The 23908-nt window shown below is 38.9% G+C and carries 20 protein-coding genes and 1 pseudogene; 19 read left to right on the plus strand and 2 right to left on the minus strand.

Translation table 11 applies throughout. The features are described from left to right. The 17 genes from B5D48_RS09135 to B5D48_RS08645 form a co-directional block, all read left to right on the plus strand. Window positions 1-827, plus strand: an 827-nt coding sequence (locus B5D48_RS09135) for a hypothetical protein (protein ID WP_200805334.1), incomplete at its 5' end; no start/stop codon positions are given. Window positions 828-1502: 675 nt separating this feature from the next. Beyond that, entirely contained in the window at window positions 1503-3992 is a 2490-nt protein-coding gene (locus B5D48_RS08555; RefSeq protein WP_023938961.1) for an ATP-dependent Clp protease ATP-binding subunit, read from the plus strand. A 3-nt stretch (window positions 3993-3995) separates the two neighbouring features. Next, entirely contained in the window at window positions 3996-4421 is a 426-nt protein-coding gene (tssD, locus tag B5D48_RS08560; RefSeq protein ID WP_023938959.1) for a type VI secretion system tube protein TssD, read from the plus strand. Window positions 4422-4442: 21 nt separating this feature from the next. After that, entirely contained in the window at window positions 4443-4853 is a 411-nt protein-coding gene (gene tssD, locus B5D48_RS08565) for a type VI secretion system tube protein TssD (protein WP_036887898.1), read from the plus strand. A 97-nt stretch (window positions 4854-4950) separates the two neighbouring features. Then, entirely contained in the window at window positions 4951-5409 is a 459-nt protein-coding gene (locus B5D48_RS08570) for a hypothetical protein (RefSeq protein WP_036887802.1), read from the plus strand. 389 nt (window positions 5410-5798) lie between these two features. Beyond that, window positions 5799-6239 (plus strand): GPW/gp25 family protein, encoded by a 441-nt coding sequence (locus B5D48_RS08580; RefSeq protein ID WP_023938956.1) that lies wholly within the window; start codon window positions 5799-5801, stop codon window positions 6237-6239. 143 nt (window positions 6240-6382) lie between these two features. Beyond that, on the plus strand, window positions 6383-8098 hold the full coding sequence (locus tag B5D48_RS08585) for a hypothetical protein (RefSeq protein ID WP_234985420.1): 1716 nt from the start codon (window positions 6383-6385) through the stop codon (window positions 8096-8098). A gap of 6 nt (window positions 8099-8104) precedes the next feature. Continuing rightward, a complete protein-coding gene (locus B5D48_RS08590) occupies window positions 8105-8965 on the plus strand; it encodes a TssN family type VI secretion system protein (RefSeq protein ID WP_036889305.1) in 861 nt (286 codons plus the stop codon). Window positions 8966-8983: 18 nt separating this feature from the next. Continuing rightward, complete coding sequence (locus tag B5D48_RS08595; protein WP_023938953.1) at window positions 8984-10117, plus strand: hypothetical protein; 1134 nt, start codon at window positions 8984-8986, stop codon at window positions 10115-10117. Window positions 10118-10136: 19 nt separating this feature from the next. Continuing rightward, window positions 10137-11096, plus strand: coding sequence for a type VI secretion system baseplate subunit TssG (locus B5D48_RS08600; RefSeq protein ID WP_023938951.1), 960 nt, complete (start codon window positions 10137-10139; stop codon window positions 11094-11096). 15 nt (window positions 11097-11111) lie between these two features. Next, window positions 11112-11618 carry a hypothetical protein gene (locus B5D48_RS08605; protein WP_023938949.1) on the plus strand — a complete coding sequence of 169 codons (507 nt, stop codon included), beginning with the start codon at window positions 11112-11114 and terminating at the stop codon, window positions 11616-11618. A gap of 33 nt (window positions 11619-11651) precedes the next feature. Continuing rightward, window positions 11652-12137 carry a type VI secretion system transmembrane protein TssO gene (locus B5D48_RS08610; protein WP_023938947.1) on the plus strand — a complete coding sequence of 162 codons (486 nt, stop codon included), beginning with the start codon at window positions 11652-11654 and terminating at the stop codon, window positions 12135-12137. Continuing rightward, window positions 12134-13024: a PKD domain-containing protein gene (locus tag B5D48_RS08615; protein WP_023938946.1), complete on the plus strand. Its 891-nt coding sequence runs from the start codon at window positions 12134-12136 to the stop codon at window positions 13022-13024. Before B5D48_RS08610 ends, B5D48_RS08615 begins: the two co-directional genes overlap by 4 nt. A gap of 5 nt (window positions 13025-13029) precedes the next feature. Beyond that, a complete protein-coding gene (gene tssR, locus B5D48_RS08620; RefSeq protein WP_023938944.1) occupies window positions 13030-15483 on the plus strand; it encodes a type VI secretion system protein TssR domain-containing protein in 2454 nt (817 codons plus the stop codon). 2152 nt (window positions 15484-17635) lie between these two features. Further along, window positions 17636-17854 carry a helix-turn-helix domain-containing protein gene (locus tag B5D48_RS08635; RefSeq protein ID WP_023938938.1) on the plus strand — a complete coding sequence of 73 codons (219 nt, stop codon included), beginning with the start codon at window positions 17636-17638 and terminating at the stop codon, window positions 17852-17854. Between the two features lies 1 nt (window position 17855). Continuing rightward, window positions 17856-18809, plus strand: a complete 954-nt coding sequence (locus B5D48_RS08640; RefSeq protein WP_023938937.1) for an AAA family ATPase — start codon at window positions 17856-17858, stop codon at window positions 18807-18809. Window positions 18810-18814: 5 nt separating this feature from the next. Next, window positions 18815-21337, plus strand: coding sequence for a S8 family peptidase (locus B5D48_RS08645; RefSeq protein WP_023938936.1), 2523 nt, complete (start codon window positions 18815-18817; stop codon window positions 21335-21337). An 894-nt stretch (window positions 21338-22231) separates the two neighbouring features. Here B5D48_RS08645 and B5D48_RS08660 read toward each other — a convergent pair. Beyond that, window positions 22232-22660 carry a DUF3408 domain-containing protein gene (locus B5D48_RS08660; RefSeq protein ID WP_023938934.1) on the minus strand — a complete coding sequence of 143 codons (429 nt, stop codon included), beginning with the start codon at window positions 22658-22660 and terminating at the stop codon, window positions 22232-22234. 66 nt (window positions 22661-22726) lie between these two features. On the opposite strand from B5D48_RS08660, the gene B5D48_RS08665 reads away from it, so the two are divergent. Both B5D48_RS08665 and B5D48_RS08670 read left to right on the plus strand, forming a co-directional pair. Continuing rightward, on the plus strand, window positions 22727-23059 hold the full coding sequence (locus B5D48_RS08665; protein ID WP_078801727.1) for a hypothetical protein: 333 nt from the start codon (window positions 22727-22729) through the stop codon (window positions 23057-23059). 317 nt (window positions 23060-23376) lie between these two features. Continuing rightward, window positions 23377-23714 (plus strand): annotated as a pseudogene (locus tag B5D48_RS08670) (plasmid mobilization protein); the annotation flags it as partial. On the opposite strand, the gene B5D48_RS09280 reads toward B5D48_RS08670, so the two are convergent. Next, a partial coding sequence (locus tag B5D48_RS09280; RefSeq protein ID WP_234985413.1) for a hypothetical protein occupies window positions 23715-23908 on the minus strand: 194 nt, incomplete at its 5' end.

Consider the following 23908-nt stretch of genomic DNA (forward strand, 5'->3'; position numbering starts at 1 on the left):
GAGCCATGTTGGAAACCCTTGCCGACAAGGCTGCCAATATGAGTGCGGAGGAATGGGGTGATTTTGCCGGGCAGGTGCTGTTCGAAGTGGGAACGGAGGTTGCCACCGCAGGAGGAGCCGCAGCGCTCACAGCCGTAAAAGCTGCCGATAAGGTGATGGATGTTGCCAAGGTTGCCAATCGGGTCGATGATGTATTGGATACTGCCAAGACATTGGATAGGATTGATGATGCTGCAGATATAGCCAAGGCTGCCGACAAATTGGATGATGCAGCAGATGCAGCCAAAGCTTTGGACAAAGCAATGGTGCCGAAATTGGAACCTCCAGTGAAAAACATAGACGAATTTCTTTTCGACTATAAAAAATATCGCTTACGTGAGGGTGAAAAATTAGGAGACTTTGGCGAAACTATTGCAAAGGATTATTATCGTTCTTTAGGGTATGATGAGTTTTATGCGGTACAAAATAAATCTGGCAATGGTGTAGATATTGTAGCCAGAAACTCCCAAACGGGAGATATGGTAAAGGCAGAAGTCAAAACGACCCAACAAGATAAGCTCTGGAATGGTGGTAAAACAAAGGAAATACCGCTAAGTAAGGATCAGAGACAGATGGGAGGTGAGCATTATACCAATGACAGATTAAATAGAGCTGCAAAAAGAGATGACGGTTACACTGATGGAAGAAGTTCTGAGCAAGCAAAAGAGGCCATAAGAATGCAAGAAGAAGCAGAACTTAAAGGTGTAGAAGTAAAGACGGAAAAAATAGATATATATGTGGATCAGAATGGGACATTACGAGGGGAACCGCAAGTCAGAAAATGGTAAAAACATCAAAAAATGAAGACTATTAAATTATTAGTAGAGTATACACTCTCAAAAAAAGAGCATCAGCTAGGCAAGAAAAATTATTTTTACACAGAGCCAATCTGTGATATTAACAAATTTATTAATGGAGAAAATTCTATAGCGGGGATTGGATTGGCTCTCGATTTTCTTTCTTCTTGGTACCACTATAATTATATCTATTCATTCGCATTTAAACAAAATGAAGATCTAATAGTTGAGGAAAACAGCTTCTCTATATCCACATATATAGCTATTGAGGCCAATAATTGGTACTTTTCTCTGGGGAAGATTTTCGGAAGGATCATATACTTCTGTTGACAAACCACACATCGAACATCTAAACGCCCTCATTCGATGATATGTCCCTAAAGGTTCTTCCTCCAAAGGCTTAACACGTAAACAGATTCACCCAATAGAGGACATACTGAACCATAGGTAAAGGAAGGGACTCGATTATAGAACGTCTTTCGAATGCTTCTTGCAAAACTTACCCTAGTGTTGCATTTATTTATGGAGTCTACAGACTGCATATTTAAATCTTTCATTCATGGTAATATGCCAATTTCGCGTATCTTTGGCATGAACGATTCCTCAAAAAGAACAACTGAGGATTTAGCGTTGTGGTAGTCAAACAACAGAATACGAGAACCGACCATGGACTTTCTGAATTTAGACGAATCAGTTCAAACAGGCATAAGGATAGCAAAATCCTTGGTCAGGGAGTATGGTAATGCGACCTATACTCCGGCACATCTTCTAAAAGCCTTGCTACACAAGGAGGTTGGTCTGGCTTCATTCATTGAATCCATTGGGAAAGATCCTCTTTATCTTGATGAATGGGCTGAGGTACATATAGAAATGAGTGAAAAGCTATCCGGTGTAACTGAAATTGAACCAGATGGACGGATTCCCGTATTGTTTGAGGAAGCCGACAACGTACGGTTAAAGCTTGGCCTCCTACAAATCAATCCGATTTGTGTGCTTTGTGCCATAGCCAAACCCGAAGTAGCATTTTCTGCTGACCAATTGAAATCATTTCCCATTCGAGAAAAGGATATTTTAGATGTCTTCCTTCAGGGAGGTACCATTCCCCAACAGGTTTCTCAAGCCATGGCACCTTTTGTTGAATCTTCAACTGTTCCTTTGACACATTTAACAAAATACTGTGTCAACAAAACAGCTGAAGCTCGAGAAGGCAAGGTACATCCCGTAGTTTGCAGAGACAAGGAGATGCGGCACATGACGGAAATTCTTGGTAGAAAGGGAAAACCGAATGTGATGATAATCGGTGATTCTGGTGTAGGAAAAACAGCAATGGTAGAAGGCTTGGCGTGTGGCATTGTGGAAGGGAATGTGCCCTCTTTCTTGCTCGAAACAGATATTTGGGAGTTGGATTGTGGAGCTCTGATTGCAGGAGCCACCTATAAGGGAGAAATTGAAGACCGCCTCAAAAATATCATCAAAGAGCTTAGGCAATTAGACCGTGTTATACTTTTTATTGATGAAATCCACATCCTACTTGATGTCAAGCAAGGAAATAGTGGGGCAGCCAACATCTTAAAACCAGAACTTTCCAAAGGAGATTTAACGGTCATTGGTGCAACTACAACTGACGAATATCGCAAACAAATTGAACCTGATCATGCTTTTAACCGCCGATTTGAGGTATTACAACTTACAGAGCCATCCATTGATAATACCGTGGTAATGGTCAAGCTGTTACTAAAAAAATATCGTGAATACCATAAACTAGATGTCAATGAAATAGCTCTTTCGGAATGTGTGCGTATGGCCAAACGCTATGTTAAAGACCGCCGTCTTCCTGACTCTGCTATCGACTTACTTGACCGGACCATGTCTGCCGTAAAAATGGTCAATGAGACTGTAGAATCTGATTTATTAAGATTGACACAAGAATTGAATGAACTCGAAACGCACAGGATAGGTATGTCTGAAGAGGATTTATCAAACAAATTGCACCACTTGTGGCAAGAAACCACAAGTCGCATCAGTCCTGTCATACGATGTACCCTGAATTGTGCAGACAATGTGGAACAATCGGCAGATTCAGCCCAAATGTTTGACTGTTTATTTCTACTGGCAGAAGAGTTAGGATCATTTGCAAAAGAAAAAATAGAATGTGTTACCGGCGACCATGTCGCTGCAGTTGTAGCAAGCAAAACAGGCATCCCTATCGGCAAGATACAGGCTGGAGAAAAAGAACGTTTGCTGAATATGGAGGATCTTCTCCGAAAAAGGGTTGTAGGGCAAGATCATGCACTAAAATCTTTGACGGATGCCATTTTGGAATCTCGTAGTGGGATGAACAAACCAGGACAGCCTATTGGGTCTTTTTTTCTACTTGGTCCTACTGGTACTGGAAAGACTGAACTGACCAAGGCTCTGGCGGAAGCTCTATTCAACGATGAAAAGGCGATGATTCGGTTTGACATGTCTGAATTTAAAGAGGAACATTCGGCAGCCCTACTCTATGGAGCTCCTCCGGGATATGTTGGTTACGAGGAAGGAGGACTATTGGTGAACAAAATCCGCCAGCAGCCTTATGCCGTCGTCCTTTTTGATGAAATAGAGAAAGCCCATCCATCGGTTTATGATACATTCCTTCAGATTATGGATGAAGGAAAATTGCATGACCGTTTAGGTAAAGAGGGAGACTTCTCCAATGCTATTATTATTTTTACGTCCAACGTTGGCAGCGAATGGATTGCTCAGGAGTTGTCAGAAGGAAGACAACCCACAACTCTCCAAATGATGGAAATAATGAGCAGTTATTTTCGTCCAGAATTTCTCGCACGATTATCTGAAATTGTTCCTTTTGCCCCGATCGGAGAGACTATTCTCATGCAAATCTTTGAAATACAATTCAATGGGTTCCGAAAGTTACTTAAACAGCAAAATATGGATATTGAACTCTCGGACGAAGCAAAACAGATGCTGGCATTTAAAGGCTTTACTCCCAAATACGGAGCACGACAAGTGTCGGGTGTAATTCGCAACTACTTGAGACGCCCTATCTCTCGTATGATCTTGTCGGGTAAACTCAACCCAGGTGATATGCTACATGGCGCGCTATCTGAAAAACAAGAATTAGTATGGGAAACCATTTCCCTCAAAACAGCATAGATTATGTTTGGACATAGAAGTTTTCTTCGCATCGGCTCTCTGAACGATGCAAGTATAAAAGGATTGCTCATGGAGGGGATGGAACTGGAGAAATTCAGTTATTCATTTGACCAAGCCGTTGATGTACATGGAAAGGTTCAAGGAAAGGTCCGAAGTGGCACATTGCAGCTGGTTTTCGCCAACCTTCCCCCCAATGAGATTATCGATTGGATGCTGAATCCCAGAAAATATAAAGATGGGACCATTGTTCTGTATGATATGAACGATACTCCTCTTCAAAAGATATCCTTTACTACAGCAGCTTGCATTGGAATGGATATTAACTATTCCGAGGTTGGAGGCACATATACCTCTACTCGCATTATACTGTATGCCAAGAAATTAATCATCAATAGTATCATTATCGAGAATGATTGGAAAAACATCTAATCCTCTCCCCTCTCTATGATTATGAATCAGAATTTCTTACAACAACCCGATGGCAACATAAATGCAGTTCTATCATTTATGGGTAAAGAGTACGATGTACACCAATTCAGTATTTCGTTCACACAGCTAACAGATGGTAAAGGAGAACCACAGACCGAGGTACTTGGAGGAAAGCTTTTGATAGGACTTTCGCAGATACCTGATGATGCATTACTTCTTTGGGCTTCGAATCAATGGATGCGCAAAGACGGGGAAGTCCTCTTCCGAAATGACACGGGGACACCTCCTTTACGTATCAGCTTCAAAGAGGCTTATTGCATAAGTATACAACAGGAAATGGTTACAAACCAAGGAACAAGGACCTCCATAATTATTTCTCCGAGATCTGTTCGTCTTAATGAATTCACATTTGAGAACAGTTGGATTGATTAATGAAGTGAAAGTGGTAGTACGTAGTCTTGAAGTAAGCCCCGATGACCTCATGTCTTCGTTAGTAGACAAGTAGAGTAATGGGCACTCTTTCGTAAATATGGGCAACGGAAAGCTGATAAGATTATCCAATGTAGAAAAAGGCTCAGTGGATATTTCGATCCACGACAACGGAATAAATCTTATGCTTGATATACGAATAGCCGACAAAAATTTACAGCAGAAGCATAGTTTCCAATGTAAACTACAGGATATGCCAGCATATTTCTCTCCCGATGTATTGAGAGAATTGGCAGATTTAAACTTCAGGCAGATCTCCTTACAGACACCAACTGCAACCAATGACTTCCACTTCGTACAAAAACAGGACATGGGTGTGGATTGGTTCGGAATGACAGAAAAAACAAATGGCCTTGGGTTCTATTGCAGTTACCGAAAGGGAGAACTAGTCAGATATAAGAGTACACTCGATACCAATCCTTCAGAATGGTACACAAAGAACAGACAAGCACCTTGTTTTCTGTCCAAGAGGGAGTTCCGGCACAGAAAAGGAGGATGAGAAGAGACTATAACCTCAGGAATTGACTTTTAATGGATATTGTTGCTACATTCGAAGGGCCCACAGGATTAAATATTGGGATTGTTTATTTCGTTTTTGATACCCTCAGCTCTTTCGATCGATTTTGGTTGGATAAAAAAGGGGTTAACAAATGCTTTTCACATCAGCGTCATTATGCTATGAGTAATAAATCTTTTCCATTAAGAGAGAATATAGAACTCTTACACGATATGTGTACGAAACAAAGTGATATACTGTTGAGAAATACTGATTTTATAAGTGTACATGTTTTCAGTATGGATCCATATCTATCGAAAGAATAAAAAGTATGCTATAGACACAAAATCTTTGTATAAACATAAACAGATATTTTGAATACAGCGTAAGATATGGCAAACGGATATTATAAACTCCCCATTGATTTTGGAGCGCTCCTGGACGAAAAAAGAGGTGATGCAAGAAAGGTTTCGGAAATGGAATCTATTGATCAGCACATCGGTCTGTTAATCATGACTTGCCCAGGAGAACATATCTTCGATCGAAGATATGGCACGGCAATTTGGGAAATGGATTTTGAGCGAATCATGTCATTAGACAAATGGCAAACCCAGTTCATGGAATATTTATCAGAGTCCATCGGCACATATGAGAAACGACTTTCCAACTGCAGTTTCCGTGTTGAGATCACAGATGTCTTACACAAAGCTTTATCAGACAATGTAAATATCCGCAAGAGGGTAGATATATACACCACAGCCACTCTGGTGTCTAACGGTGATCCTTGTCGATTTCGCCATAGATTGTATTTAGGCCCTTTGTCAAAGGAATAACGTATTTTTGCCAACAGATGAGAGTTAATAATAGAGAAAGTAAAGAAGAAATCAAAGACCGGATGATTCGTACGGCTCTTGATTTTTGGGGAATAAGGAAGATAGAAAATCTGGACCCATTTATCCGTCTCCTGATAGAGGCTATGTCTGCCCAATTGCATATCCTTTCTGATGAAATTGCAGACATTGAGGTTCGTGCTATGCAACGACTAAGTGAAGTATTATTACCAGAATCGGTTGCTCGAGCCAGACCAGCTCATGCAATTGCTTGTATACAGCCTCTCGCGGAATCTCTTGCCACTGACCCATCAACCGGATTTTATGCTATTTCACCCTTTCCAGGTAGAAAGGAAAATACGCGCTACACATTTCGTCCTGTTTGCAGAACTCCATTACACAAAGGTGCTATAAGGACATTGATCGTAGGAAGCGATGTTTACGAAATTCTCCCGGATATGAATAAGAAACTCGTACTTCGCTCAGATCAAACGCCGGAAAACTACAATAAGGTTTGGATCGGATTAGAGTTTGATACTAGACCAAAAAATTTACTTCACCTATCCTTCTATATTGATTTCCCGAATATTGATAAGAGAAACGACTATTTGCACTTACTCCCTCAAAGCAAATGGACATTAGAAAACAGCCAGATGAAAGTAAAATCCGGTTTGTATTCAGAAAGCTCTTCAACAGGAGACTCTTTAAACTCTTTTTTCGATAAACAAGAGTACGATACACGTATCAACTTTCAAATCCTCGAATATTATAGAGCCGGTTATCAAACGATTCAGGATGATTTAATTATTACAGAAGAGGATTTACATGTACTCCCTGAAGAAGTACTCTTCCGCATGGCAGAGGAAGAAAAAATGAAATATTTGGACATTTGTAATACTGACTTAGTATGGATCAAGGTGGAGTTTCCCCCTTATTTTACTCCAACAGTATTGGAAGACATCCTCATAATGATCAATACTGTTCCTGTCGCCAACAAAGAACTATACAACATAGTATCGAGAGTTGAGAAAAATTTTGGCATAATACCCCTCTCCGGCAAACCCAATGAACTTTTTTTATCCATCATAGATGTATCTGACGAAGAGAACAGGCTTTACACCCCCGCAAACGGATATAAAAGCAATACAGACAGTTGTACATATACCCTGCGGCAAGGTGGCTGTGAATCTTTTGACCGTCGAAATGCGAAAGATTTTTTGCAGCGTCTTCAGAATCTACTGGAAGACGAAATGGGTGTATTCTCTTCGTCCAAGTTGGGAAATAATACAGATAGCACTTACATCATCGAACGTCTAATAACAAGGATAAGCAGAGAATCAAAGAGCATTTCTTCAGAATCAGGGATTCCGTTCTATCTCTTTTTAGACTCCCCACAAATCCTCGGTAATTTCTATGTACGGTATTGGGCTACATTGGGAAACTTAGCTAATGGTATCAGGGCCGGGATACAATTACAACCCGAGGAGCCTCTTTTTGGGGAAGTTTCGGGAGCAGTTTTTGTGACTCCAACTGTAGGAGGAGCATCTGAACCATCTGAACGCGAAAGAATAGCGCGGTTCAAACATATTCTAGGTAGTCGGAATCAGATTGTAACAAACAATGATATAAAAAGCTTTTGCCTATCAGAGTTATCAGATATAATCTCTGGAGTCAATATAGAAAAAGGTATCGCTTTGGGGAATTCTCCCACAGAGGGATTAATCCGTACAATCGATGTCCACCTCATCCCTCTGGATAAGAATTTGGAAACTCAACTGAAGCAACAAATTGCAGATGATATCCATCGCAAACTTCTCTCTCTCTCTCCAATGACATTTAACTACAGGGTTTTTGTTGATTAAAAGAGTATGAATCCCACCATTATAAAAATATTCTCAACCTATCTTCTTGCTCCAATCATAGCATTTATATTGGGGCTTGTCGTTTTGTTAGTCGCTCAAAAGAATAAACTACTAGGAGATAAAAAAGCTATCTTCTACATTCTTCTATCAAGTGTGCTTATAGCAACACCTGGGCTGCTAGGCTTCCTTCATGTTAATTTTATGCCTTATGGTTACCTCCTTCTTCAGGGAGTTTATTTGCCTTTGGGGTATGTGAATAGTCGCCTGCTATTGAAGTATATCAAGCCTCTCAACGGACGCCCTTTTGGATTCTCTTTTCTCTTCATCAGCACGCAGATTATCATTGGATTAGCCTTGTTCTCTGTTCTATTCAATTTTTCCAACGATTTTCATTACGGCGTTTGGGCTGGAACTTGTATTACGACATTTGCCATCACCCCTCTTTTTTCTCAGGCATTTAGCTCTTATCTAAATATTCCCATCGAGATATACAAGATGCGAGTATACACGCCCAATAACATGATGCACCTATCGGCTCCAATCGATACAGAAGAGCTGCTTGTGTACGAGATAGAGATCTACAAAAATCCAGCTGATCGAAAGCCAATCCGTCTAAAGGCTAAAGCCAAGCAGGACATGATTTTTGGGGATTGGTTCGAGCTGATTGTATCTGATTACAATCAAAAGAAATTCACGGATCCTATTGAATATTATAATATGGACGATCCTTACGGATGGATTTTCTATGTGAAACCATCTTTCTTTAGGCCTCGGAAATATATTGACCCAGAAATATCATTTTTTGAAAATAAAGTTATTGAGAAATACTTGATTGTCTCTAAGCGAGTGCGGAAAAATGAATACTAAAAGTAAGTTCCTCCGAATATGAAAGAAAAGAAAATATATCACCCCATTAATTGGAAATTGGGGATGAGTGTCTCTCCTGATCATTTTATCGCAACGGAAAATTATCTTCTGGAGTGTATCCTCCAAAATGCAAATACTTTCAGAGCCCCTTTCCATTATGGACTTCTTCCAGCACCAGATGGCGGTAGTTCTGTTGACATTGCTCTTGCAGGGCATGGAGAACAGAGATCTGTCATCCTGAAATCTTACAAGGGTATTACGCCTGGGGGATACCTAATTCTTTTAGAAGATTCGGAGAGTGAGATTAGTTGTCCTTGTGAGAATGAAGGAGAAATTCCAGAAGAGGGGTGGGATATTTTACTGAATGTTGTGCCTTTTGACAGAAATCCATGTGGTATCCCTGACATCAATGAAACGCCATCTCGCTACCCACATGTTGAACCGACATACCGCTTGACTCTTCTGCCCCGTAATAACAGAAAGAGTGTAGTGGAAAATTATCCCTACAGCATTGTCATTGGATTACTTCGCAAACAAGATGGTGTATATACATTGGATGGGAATTATATTCCACCCTCCGTGTCAATGGCTTCCCATAGCAGACTGCATGAGTATATGGCAGATTTCACACGAGAAATATCAATACTAGATAATGCTGTAAAGAAAATTGTAGAGAAGACAGTTGCACAACCTGACCGAACCCCAATTGCCGAGAACGTACTTCTACTGTGCAAAGATTTTTCCCACGCCTTATCCACGATTTATTTCGAGTGGAGAAATAAGGCTCATATGCTCACCCCATACGAAATCGTCAAAACGTTGACATCTTTCGCCAGCACTATATTGACAAGCCTCTGTTTTTTGTCAATAAAAGAAAAAGAAACAATGTTGAAGTATTTCCACGAATGGAATGGAATCTCTCCATCAACATTTGAACAATTGTTGGATGAAGTGGTAAATAAATCATATGATCACAATAGAATTAACCTGTCCTTAGTTGCCGTACAAGGCATGCTACATATGTTGGAAGAGTTGTTCACCTCTCTCAGCCGGCTCGAATTCATCGGTCAACATAGAGAGAGCATTGTAATCTCTGAAAGACAGATACAGGATACTACATCTGATTCTAACCGTTGGACCTTGGTTGACTAAAGGCAATCAAAATATATCGATGAGAAAAAATAGAACCTTTCCTCCAAGTAGCGGATTTTATTCCACAAACAATACCCTTTATACTGACTTCAAGGCAGAGCTCGTTGCCTCTGGTCTTGTAGAAAGTGGTATTTCGATGGATACTCTCCGAATCCTTCGAAAAGGAAAAGCTCTGCGTGGAAAGGCAAAAGAGATTGACCAAATTTCGTGGGAAAATTCAGAACACACCTTTTCAGAATTTCTAAATATTCATATTCACAAGAGAGATTTATACGAATCCTTACCCGAGGGATTATTTCATCAGGGAACTACATCAGAGAATAAAAGAGGAAAAATGAGTGTTTTGGAATCGATAAAGCAAAATAAGCAAGAAGAATTCAATGCTCGTTATTTCTTTAAGCCCTTCGAGATTTCTATAGATCGCATGCTGGTTTCCGCTCAACTCTACGAGAGACGATTGGAAAAACGGGAAAAACATTCGGAGTTTATTCATTTATTGACAGCCGATTGGAAGATCCTTCAAACTATGCCTTTGCATAAAGCTTTATTCATTCTGAATTTTTTATCCCAAAGCCACCGCATAACATCACCAGAACAGATATCACAGATTTTATCCGTTTTCCTTGATTGCCAAGTAGTCATAGAACAAACCTGTAGTACCATCTTCATTCCCGATGATACAAAGTGGAAGTTGGGAGACGATGCACGGTTGGGATTAACGACATTCATGGGTGGGGGAATAACGGACTGTTTCCCAGTTGTAAATGTCAGGCTTAACAACTTACAACGAAAACACAAAGAATTACTATCTGCTGAAAGTCCTGCATATAAACAGTTTATAAGTCTTTTAGATCTGTTTCTACCGGCAGATGTAGAATTAGTTTTGAGTATGAAAAGTGTTTCAGAAGAAACGTCTTTTCTGCTTTCCGACAGGCAGGAGGAAGTACCTATTCTCGGTCTCACAACGGTACTAAAATAAAAGTTTAGCAAAAATATGAAAGCATTGAATCATAAAAACGTAGTTCTTTCCTATGCTAGGTTTGCCAAATATATGGTTCTTTTGATAGGAGGGACCCTTTTCTGCATCTATTTTTTTCTGAAAACATCGGAGCGGGAAATAGCGGAAATACGTATGCGCACAGGAGATAGTGAACGCATATATAGCGAACAGATAGCCATTTCTGATGGCTTCACTGATATCTTCAATACATATAGGACATTAGATATATCGCAAGGAGCGAATCCGGACTATTTTATGAACAACATTGCCTCCAAAAAGCTGATTATGGGGGATCTAATTGAGAGGTTGTCTGAAAAAGATGCCCTCCTTCATCGTCATCTTTTTGATAAGATGGATCTTCTTTTGCGTACGAGAGATTCTATATCGACCATGAGGCGGATCGAAGATATCACGAAAAATGACCTGATACGATGCAATGATGAAAATAGGAATGTTACGCGGCGTCTTTCGGTTGGAAGATTGAGCTATAGCCAAAAATGATTATAGTGTAGATACATGAAAGCGAATAAGACAATGAACCAGAGAGAAAAAACAATTGGTTTTTTCTACGTCCTAATTTTATTTTGTACAATGACCGCATTGTCCAGCCTGATATTATTTTTCCCAAATTATAGCTATCATCTATCCAGCAACAAAAAACAAGCTCTAGAACAGATGGAGCGCATCAAGAGTTTCGAAATTAAGCAAATGGAGATGATAAATAAGGTTTTGAATGTCGAAGAAAAAATCAACCGGATGGACCCTGGATTGAATGCTTCATACGAAAAAAGAGAGATCAGTTATCTTTTAGGAGAGATACGAGATGTATATATCCAACACAATTGGGATGAACGATACAAGATATTTGATCATGTAGCGACATTCTACGAATTTCGCCTGTCCGACAGGGAACAGCTTTGGAGCATTAAGAAAAACATTGAGAAGTTTAAGGCAGACCTTGAACGCTGCAGAAGCAATACTGAAAACAAGAAAGACAACCTAAACAAAAACAATTCATGAACAAAATCTTTACTAGATGGATGATCATCGTTTTAGCTGCACTTGCAGCTGGGATACTTATTGCATGGCTCCTACGACTAGAATTTACAGACAAGGAAATTCATGCATATGTTTCCCCGACAGAGGTAGAATTAGGCTCTCCTATCTTTTTTACAGATAGTACCCAGAATGCCAGAGAAGTCTTGTGGGAGTTTGGAAATGGAGATATGTCTGTAGAGAGGAAAGGGGAGTACCTGTTTCCCCAAACGGGGCGTTACCAAGTTCGTCTGAAAATAGATGGAAAACAGGAAGCTCGCTTTATCGTAAATGTGCGAGAAAAGACCGAAACTAAGAAAGAGATTCTTGTACGCATTATAGCTCCGACAACAGCAATCCAAAATGAGTTGATAACCTTTATGGCCGATGGCGAATCTTCTGAATGGCGTTGGGAATTTGGCGAGAGTGGAGATGTCGATTCTCGAGAAAAAAATCCTACGTATGCATATCGCGAACCTGGGATTTATCAAGTACATCTGACATCAGAGAGCACCGAATATCCAGTACTCCATCAAATTGAAATTCTGCCAGAATACGCTGAAAGCGATTCTACAGATGTCTTGTCTCTAATTGCTGAAGATATCCGTGTACGCCTGCAAAACATTGTTGACGGAGAATCTTTCAATGCCAATTATAACTATATTCTGGACAAGTATCTCTGTAATAATCCTAATGTAATTGTGCTAATTAATAATGTCAGACAAAACGATTTCTACTCATATTGCCATGGGTTGAAGATTATTGGAAGTCGCTCGTCTACAACTGTACTCGAAGTGGCAGTAGAACCTGACAAAAAGTCTAATTGTGTAAAAAAACTACTTGTCCGCCAAAATTCATTACTCAAAAAGTAATCGTCATGAATGATATAAATAAAAAAACGATAGGATTTGGGTTGATCTTTCTCCTATTAATGGGGTGCACGCCTGTCAATAGATTTACAAAAATAAAAAGAACACCCAACGAGTATACCAGAAATTATTGCTGCGGAGATATTGCAGTATCTCGCTCTGTGGAAAAAAGAAGTCCTTGGATCGTATATTCCGACAGGAGCAATAATCCGACTTATTACAATCCAGGAGGGAAAGTACAATTAAAGACAGCCTCTTATCTCGAACCTTTCCTTGTAATTGGAAGAAAGGGAGATTTCCTGCGCTTAATCAAATACTCCCCAGATATTTTGGAGAACGGGAAACTAAAAAATAGAAAGCAGGCGGAGTATTATGGTTGGATCCATCAAGACAACCTCATCTTATCTTCTCACGCAACAACAAATATTGCTACGGGACGCACAATAAAGATGATCTCGATGTTCAAGGATGTAACACCATTGGCATCTACTAAAAGCTACTTCTCTTCGGATTCCGTTATCATTTTCAAAGAGCCGGAGTTATTGACACCAATTGCCAAAGTTCCTTTCCAGACTCCTCTTTATTTAGCTAAAAGGTCTGTTGACGATACCAAAAGTTTCATTATCGGAAAAGAAAGAATTATACCAGACAGTGCAGCAACGATGGTATCTGGATGGTTATCTTCCTCCTTACTAATGCCTTTCGGTGAAATTCTGTATATGGATTACTCCATGGTACCAGTATCAAGATATTCTGTTTATAACCAATTCGGTGCTGAACATTACATCCCGAATGAAGATATTAGGAAGCTGGCACACTCAAATTCGTCTCTCCCCTTTACAGGAATGCATGCTGTTTCGTCCATCCTGCAGGGAGACAGCGTCTCCTCAGTTCAGACGACTCTGACTGTTCCAATGATTGACAACAGCCGAAACTTTGTTTACAGTCTCTCTGGGAAACCCATAACCTATACGCAGGTTCAAGGATTGAAAGAAAGTTTGAAGCAAATCAATATCGTATTTGTCTTTGCCGGACAAAAACCTGTCTATGATAAGTTTGAGATGTTAGTTTCTTCTATACAAGGTTTGAGTGCTGTATTGAAACAAAAAAGAGGATACTCATATAAAGTCGGCGCAGTGATCGGATTCGCAGGAAACGATGAACAATTCCCAAGTGAAATTTCATTGAATTCAGACATTGATTCTGTATTAGGAAAATTCGAAGGTTATGCAGATAGTAAAGGACAAATGGATCCTAAACTAAACGAAGATGCATGGAATGGATTAAGAAAGGCTACACAGTTGTTGGCTCCATATAGAATGGAGAATAATGTCATTGTTTTGATTGGAGAAAATGGCAATACACAAGAACAGGTAGACCATTCCATCATTGAAAGCTTGGTCCAAAACAACTGTAGAATTCTCGGCTATCAAATTTATTCTGATACAGGAGACTCTTTTAACAATTTCGTTCTTCAGGTAGAAGACATGATTGACCGATCAGCTAAGCAGCTTTCTCTCAATAAAAAAGATATACTCGTCCATTCTGAGCAGCTACGCTTATTCAACCAATTTATTGAACGAACAGAAAATATTTATAGCCTGGATTTCCCAAAATCAAGCATGCAACAGGGATGGATTGTATTTCCCAGAAAAAAAGAACAGTTACCTCAGGATTTGTTGATTGCCACAACTGACTCTTTGATCCGCGAGATTGAAAAAGACAACGACAATGTACTTGCTCACCTGAATAAAGCCTTTCAAGAGACAGGGCAAGGCAGAACCAGATTAAACTCTTATTGGCTGGATCTCAATGGATTGTCGAAAGAATATTCAGTCCCTACCAAAGATTTTGTTCCTTTGGCACATATGAAACCAGGGACAAGTTATCCATTGACTTTGGAGACCTCTACTGCTGACTTATCTAAAGGGAACTATATTTTGCTACTGAGTGAAACAGAACTTTCCCGATTAAGAGGATTCATTAATGATTTAACCCGTTTGAGAGTGGATTACAAATACACAGGAAAAAGTTCCCTCAAAAAGGGAAAGAGCAAAACTTGCCCTACCCCACCTCAGGAAAAATCAGCATTGGGAGAAAAGCCTACAACTCCACCAATATACCTTAATACCTCTGCTGTTCGTAAGGGGATGATCAAAGCATATTGCAAATGGATCCAAGATGAAAAGATTTATCCGTTGAGTAAAAGAAATATTCTGAGTCTGTCCCTGTCTCAGGCGCAGCAACAGGCATTTACAATGCCTTCATTCCATCCTGTGCTTAAATCACTAAAAGTACGCGAACTCCGCAAAAAGAAAATTTTCCCCGATGCAGAATTAGACGAACTATTAGATTATTTCCTGAAAAAGCGGAAAGAATTGGAGGAGGCTATCACTCCTGATAATAGGATAGAAGTTAACGGAGAAATCTACTATAAGATTGAAGCTACCAAGATGCCATAAAGTCCACGGACAAACAAAATCTATATAAAAATACACCCTTGCCTCAGTTGAAATTTGAAGCAAGGGTGTTTTTTATATAGGAGAGACTTCTGTGTAATTGGGGAGGAAAAAAAATTACTTCCCCTTTGATTAACCTCCTAGTTCCCCAGGTTGACTGCTCACAATACGGCACTCGCTGTGTTATTTTTGAAGTTTGGGCTGGTCATAACAACAAGTATATCCCTTACTATTAGTATTCAAGCCAGCCCTACTCTTAGCACATTCCACAAAGTCCAGCCCAAAGACTGTTTCAACAGTATTTTAAGAGCCCATGCAATGAGCTCTAATGGCCCCTCCGATTGTTTTTGCTCCACCAAAATCGGTAATATTCTGCTATATTTTGCGTAAGTGGGAAAAATAAAAACTCCCGACTTCGTTTAGAAATCAGGAGTTTACGCCGTTTTGCTTTTCTTCAAAGTGGTGCCACCAGGAATCGAATAAGATTGATAAGTGGCTGTATTTCTTTGAGTTTATATTCTACAAAAGACCTAATCTCCCGCTATTGCTCCACCGATTTGCTGCAATGCTTTGCTTCTTTTTCGTGGGTGATATTCTTATATATGCACAAAGGTAATAGGATCCACGGGAAAGAGCAATTATTTTCTGTTTTATTTTCTGGTAGCAGTTCATTCGGAGTTCTCCCATATTTTTTCGTATAGTGATAGGAAGTCTGACTTATGAAGAACGTTTTGTGTCAATCTCTCTATTTGTATCCAATTCTAAGTTTGCCACGATATTCTTACATCGGTATCGCTCTTTATTACTTATAATTTTATTCCGATGATAGCATGGTATGTAGCTTTATCTTCTTAATCTCTCAGTTACAACGGAATCTCTTCCCCAAAACGTTGCAAGTTTCAGACATACAAGCGATAATATCATTCCCTTTTGTCTAAGGTTCATCGTTGGGGAATAGTCATATCAGTACTATAATGTTTTTCTCAGTATTTCTTCTACTAATGGAGTGCATAATGTTTCTTCCCGCACTGCACATTTATTTCAGAACATTATGGTTCGGATGAAGAGAAAGTGTGCCTAGCCATGTGGTTGTTTTCAATAATAAAGATGCCACTCATGTATTTTGGAGGGAGTGGCAATGTCTTTTCACTGTTTACGACATAGAGATTTTTATAAACGACAAATAATCAATAGATTAAATTGTTTGTCAATATAGGGAGGTAACGATAAGGAAACCAGCGAACTTCTATACTCTCTACCTTGTTTTGCCATTTCAAAGAACCACTTTGTTTGCTGCAAAGGTAGCGATATTTTCGCGAAAAGATGGGAACTTCTTCGTTTAAAATAGTTTGGGTATTATAAAAAGTAATCCATCATGACAAAATATTCATATAGCACTCCTTAAATTCTGCTTTTGGGACATAGAACTTAGTGGTTGTTTGACTTAAACAAAGGTCATTCTTTATCGAAACATTTTATCATATTATTTATAGTACTCCCTAATTTTAGACAACAGATTTGCCTTTTTCTTTCACAGTTAGAAACATACAGAAATTGGGGGCAGATACATTCATTCGAAGAGTAATCTGTTTTTTATGTCTATATTTAAAGAAAGATTTTTATAGAGTTATTTCCAAAACCTCGAAGCAGGCAACTCATCAACATTATTCTGTCATCTTTATTGGTATAAATCTTCTCTTTGAGCAAAAAACAACATATCACGTTTAAGTAGTTGTTAAAATATCTATACTTTGTTTTGATTGTTTTTGTAGGGGCAAGAAGACTAAAAACTCTTAAGATTTTAATGAAAGATAAATGGAGAATCTTGCACGAAGTGCCATTCTCACAAACTTGCTTGCAAATTTGGAGATGTTGCAAAAAGGATGAGATGCAAGGTGCTGAGGGTGAGTGCGCAGGGAGCGTACTCACGTACGTGACCAAGCCCGAGTCCCGATAGCAACGAAGCAGATCGCCTTTGTGCAACAGTCTCAAATGTGTTAGATAGGCACAAGTAAAATTAGTCTTCCCATATTTAAGCAAGCAAAGAAGAGTTTAAATAGATTTAAAAATCACAAAAGAATTATCTGATTGAGATATAAACATCTCGATTTATTTTGTATATTTACACCGAAAAATTGAGTAAAGTATTTGATCTATGAATAAGATAAAACTTGTGCTTGACAAAAAAGGCATTAAACAGAAATGGTTAGCAGAGCAATTAGGAAAGAGTTTTAATATGGTTAATTCTTATGTGCAAAATAGGACTCAGCCAAACCTTGAAACTTTATACAAAATAGCTTCAATTCTTGATGTAGAGGTGAATGAACTACTATATTCAAAAGATGATATGGAACAAATTAAAAATAAGCAATAATATGGCAACAGCGAATCAATTAAAAATGCTCGTAAAGAGCCACTTTGAAGAAAATGGCGAGAAATTTAATACTGTTGCATTACAAATTGCAGCCCATGAAGCTAAATTGGGGCATACTAATTTAGCTAATGATATACGAAAAATTATAGATGCTGCAAGGATTAATAAGCCTAAATTTAAAAACATGGATTCTAATTTACAAGGTTTATTCTTAGAAATTTATCCACAGGAACGTTTAACAGATTTAGTCGTTGCCCCGCAAATAAAAAATAGAATAGAAAGAATTATTAACGAATTTACCTATAAGGATAAATTGTTTAGGTATAACCTTGAAAACAGACGGAAAATTCTTTTTTCGGGACACCCTGGTACAGGAAAAACTATGACAGCATCAATAATTGCCAATGAATTGCATTTGCCAATATATGTAGTACTGATGGATAAAATAGTAACAAAATACATGGGAGAAACAAGTGCTAAATTACGACAAATATTCGATTATATTGAAGATGTTCCTGCCGTTTATCTTTTCGATGAGTTTGATGCAATAGGAGGACAACGAGGCAAGGATAATGACGTGGGCGAGATGCGTCGAGTATTAAACTCTTTTTTGCAATTTATCGAAAGAGACCATTCTGATAGTTTAATTATCGCAGCAACCAACAATTTGGAATTGTTAGATCAGGCATTATTTAGACGTTTTGATGATGTAATTCATTATCATCTTCCAAGCGACCTTGAAAAAGTTCAACTGCTTAAAAACCGATTATATGGGAAGATTTCACAAAAAGATATTGATTCGATTTTGCCAGAATTAGATTCTTTAAGTCATGCAGAAATAAATCAAGCATGCCTAGATGCAATTAAAGAATCTTTGATAAATGATATTAAAATGTCGCCAGATTTGCTTGCAAAGACAATCCAAGAAAGAAAATCAGCTTATAACTTAAAATAATAAACATGAATAAATACGAGCATATCATTGTCCCTGAAACAATAAAACAAGCTATTAAATATTCTCCCAGAGGTAATGGTGGTGGCGGTCTCTTTATACCTGTGCGCAATCGGCAAGAACATGCAGAATATTTACAAAGGAAATTTGATGCTGCCAGAATAGATGATGCAAATGTCAAACAACAAATGGAAGCAATCTCCTTACCTGCGAGAAGTGGAATTTATCTCGAATTTGCAAGTGCTCCCACTTATGATTTAGTATCAAAAAGTTTAGAAGATCAAAAAGCTGGTATCCGATTGTTAAATATTCGACAGGTAAAAACAGAAGATAACCAGGAACAGACTTTTGCAACTATCTATATTCCTCATGGAAAGGAAAATAGACTTTTAGAAAAGCTACATAAATATGCGACGGAAGAGTTACGTAATGGGAAACCTAAAAATGACACTCTTTTCCGAAGTATCGAAAATATTAATGTAGCTCTCCTGAAAGCATTATGGACTGACAGATATGAAGATTTTCCAACTGATCACAATGATTGGTATGAGGTTTGGATAAGAACTTCTGTAACAGAAGATATTGTAAATCAACATAACAGATTTATAGATTCTCTTCAGAGTCTCGACATTCACTTCAAAGAGGATTCAATTCTAACATTTCCAGAAAGGACTGTATTTTTAGTATATGCAAATATAGATGCTCTGACTAAATTATTGGGATGTTCAGACCAATTAGCAGAATTGCGAAGTGGACGTGTATTGACAGGATTTCTATTTGATGAGTATAGAAATGAGCAACAAGAATGGGTGGAAGATTTACATAATAGAGTCCAATTTAACCCAAATACAAATTCCGTCATTTGTGTATTAGATTCAGGTGTTAATAATGGACATCCTCTTTTGGAACCTATAATTCCAGAAAGAAATTGTGGCTCTGTCGTTGGAGAGGGTATTGCGGATAGGGATGGGCATGGTACAAGAATGTGCGGAACCGTCATTTATGGCGATATGTCTTATTGCCTTGCCAACACCCAGAATATACAAATTGACCACCAAGTTGGTTCAATTAAATTATATCCGCATGGTCACCCTAATCCCAAAGAAGCATGGGGATTTTTGACTGAACAAGCAGTTTCAATGTCTGAAATTATATTCCCTCGAAAAACCGTTTGCTATTGCATGGCAATAACGGCAGAAGATAGTGAGAAAGGAAAGCCAACATCTTGGTCAGGAGCAGTTGATTCGATTGCATACAACAATGGTAATACAGGCCGCTTATTTATGGTTTCTGCTGGTAATATTAGAGATATATATAATTTGGATAAGGAAATTATTGCTGGTTATCCAAACAGAAATAGTCTTCGACCAATACAGAATCCCGCTCAAGCTTGGAATGGTTTAACCGTTGGAGCTTTTACCAATATAGTAGCAATAGATAGTCCTAATTTGAGAAACTATGATCGTGTTGCACCAAGTGGTGGAATTAGTCCCTTTTCTCGAACGTCATCACTATGGGGAAAAGGGGCATTGATTAAGCCTGAAGTTATGTTTGAGGGAGGAAATTTATATAAAACCAATGATCCTCAAATTCCATTTTCTTCTCATCAAGATTTAGAATTGATGACAACGAATAAAAATTATCAAATAAGTGGTTATTTTGATACCATTAATGCAACAAGTGCAGCAACAGCATTGGCTGCAAATTTTGCAGGTAAATTGCAGGCTCGATATCCTCATTTATGGGCAGAAAGTATTCGCGGAATAATGGTTCATTCTGCAAAATGGACTTCTTGTATGGAAGAACAATTTCCTGTGAGAAATGGAAATAGAGGAGACATGGAACGACGATTGCGCCATTGTGGTTATGGTGTACCATCTGAAGAAAGAGCATTTTATAGTACGGAAAATGGGTTAACCTATGTTGCCCAAGAAATAATACAGCCCTTTATCAAAGAGCGAGGAGATAATTCTCCAAAAATAAATGAAATGCACTTTTTTGAGTTACCTTGGCCTCGTGAGGTTTTAGAGCAACTTGCAGAAACAAATGTTACAATGCGAGTAACTTTATCATATTTTATTGAACCAGCTCCTGGAGAAATCGGTTGGAAAGATAAATACAGATATGCGTCATGCGGATTGCGTTTTGATGTAAATAAAGAAGATGAAGATCAAAGGGCTTTTCAATTAAGAATTAATAAATTGATTGAAGCCGAAGAAAACGAAGAGCGTGGAAGGAATGATTCTACCAGATGGTTAATTGGATCGGACAATAGAAATAAAGGATCAATACATTCAGACGAATTAAACCTCACAGCTGCTCAATTAGCAGTATGTAACTTGATAGCTGTTTATCCAATTGGAGGTTGGTGGAAAACACGTACTAATTTGAAACAATATAACAATAAGCTGCGGTATTCTTTGATTATATCTTTGGATACCCCTGTTGAAAATATAGATTTTTATAATACCGTTAAGACAAAGATAGAAACCGTTGTTAATATTCCCATAGAAATCTCAACGAATGATTAATAAATAGGTGGGAACCTAAAAAAAAAGATGATTATTGGCTTACCCGATAAATCGCAGTTCTTGTATTATATGGGTTGACACAAAATATGGATAGAGAAAAACTGTCTCCGTAAAATTTATCATTTTGGTTCAAACGATTGGTATTCAATGCCTAATGAGTTATGAAACGCTATAGGTAATGATTGAGCGACCTATCTTCCGCAATGATATACAACGCTTTACATAACTCGAATAACCTGTTGCAAAGATAAGGGTATATTGTGAGAAAAAGGAATTTTCTCTCTTAATTTTTTCGTAAAGCCGTCCGTTGGGCGGCTTTTTGTTTTCTGTGTATTCTATTCTTATGATGAAATGCAGTCACCGAAGACGGCGTTTTTTGTTTTCGCCCTGCTTCTCTCCCTGCACATACTCCACTTATGCTCGTGTATCATGTCGGGATCGGTTGTTCGTTGTCAGCGGCAAAGGTAGTTCCGGGCATCTACGGACAAAAAAGGTCGGGGCGGCAAGCCGTTTAGACGACAATCTCCACACTTCCATTTCATTGCAGGTAGTATTCTCGCCGTAAAACCTTGTTTGTCCTAAGCCCTACCTTTTTACGCCACTGAAACGAAAACGACCGACCTGACGGAAAAACGCATAAGAAAATGTCGGATATGCGAGAAGCAGGGAAAAAGAAAAAGTTGAAACTCAACTCCCTCTCCTCTGGAATCCGCATAAAATCAAAAATAATCATTCAAGAAGAACAGATGAAGTAAAGCGGTCGGCAGATTTGCCGATCACTCCTTTTCTTTCTTATGCTTCGGGCGGACAAAGCCCCCCAATGAAAAACAGTTCGTTACTTTTGACAGCGAGTTGATACGGCTCAAAAGTAACAAAAAACCATTGCTAAATGCCTCACAATAGCTTCTTGAATTTTATCTCTGCCAATCTGTTGATTTCATCCTTGTAGGTTTCAAGATGATGAAGGATGATGTTCTCCACATAGATACCGATGGTCATATCCCTGTTTCTCATAGACATGACTATCTCCGCCAGCATGTCTTGCAACTCTTTGGCAATATAGATGGTCTTGCGGTTTTTTAAAGTGTTGCGACAGATGAAAAGCGACTCATAATCACTTTTGTCAGACTTTCGTCTTTCTCTTCTTATAACTCTTGAAAAAACCTTTGACATTGGCTCGTCATTTGGACGTTCCGATTCAACACCCTGCTCTTCTGATTGAGAGCATATCATCTCATTCTCTTTTCTTTTCATGGGAATACCCTGTGAAATAAGTTCTCGGATGGCAACGGGATCAACCTTGCCGTTTTGATTCTCTTTCATACTTACTTAATTTTATTGTCATACAATTCACTGTCCGTTTCGTTGTCGGTATATTTACCTGCAAAGATGAATACATCCGCTATCGAAGATATGCCCGATAATCGGATTATACCAGCAGGGCTACATCCTTTCGTTCATACCCTTTCTGTGGAGATGTTTATTAGTGTCCATCAATACAATCGTTCGATTGTATCTGCTTTCGCACATTTCCACGTTCGGATGAGAGAAATAAGGATATGTCCTTTGATGTACACCCCTGTCCACACCGCTCATCGAAACGAGATGTTATCGAAGACACATACCCACACCGACATATTTGACAGTGCAAATATATGGCTCGGTGATGCTGTAATCAGCGTGATTTTCTTTAGTGCGTACTTGTGGCTTCGATTTGGTTAATTGTGGCTTCGTCTCTCTTAATGGCTTTGGGGACAAGAGGTAGTAACTTTGCAGCAAGCAATAAGTCGGTATTTCATGGCTTTGAAAACATACTTTTCGAGAGAATAACATATCGTTCTTCGGGACGGACTTATTTGCGTCCGTGCAAATAGCAAGGTATGTTTTATGCAGCACGACCCCGTTTTTGCAGCATAAAACCCTTGCTCTTGCAGAGAACTGAAAAAAACTCCAAAGTCGTTTTTTCTTGGAAGAGAAAATGTCATGTTTCGAATGCCGGGTATGTCGTGAAACACTAAAATCCAAAGTAAGAAATGGAAATGAAGAAAATTCGGAGCGCACGCTCCAAAGAGAAGACAGAAAAGCGTGTTTCGGTCAATTTCACACCGACGGAATACGCTCATTTCCTCACGATGAAAGAGGAAAGTGGTGTACAAAGTTTGTCCCTGTTTATTAAAGCGAGGGTATTTAATGAGACTTTCCGTGTGATAAAAGTCGACCGTTCCTTGCTTGATTACTACCAGAAACTGACGACTTTGTACGGACAATTTCGCAGCGTCGGGGTGAATTACAACCAGACTGTGGTCGCTCTGAAAAGCAATTTCACGGAGAAGGAAGCCTTGCGATGCTCACCCAGTTGGAGAAACTGACACTTGAATTAGCAATAATCGGAGGTGAAATCGTGCAACTGACTCGTGAATTTCAAGAGAAATGGCAACATAGACAGTAACCATTTTACATCGTACTGTTCTTTATGGATGAAAAAATCAGGCTTCCATCTCGTTTGGGGAAGCCTGATTAACCTTTTGATGGCGATTACCGCTTTTTGAACTTGCCGCCCTTCAGGTCGCT

The sequence above is a fragment of the Porphyromonas crevioricanis genome, assembly GCF_900167225.1.
Lineage (GTDB): Bacteria > Bacteroidota > Bacteroidia > Bacteroidales > Porphyromonadaceae > Porphyromonas > Porphyromonas crevioricanis.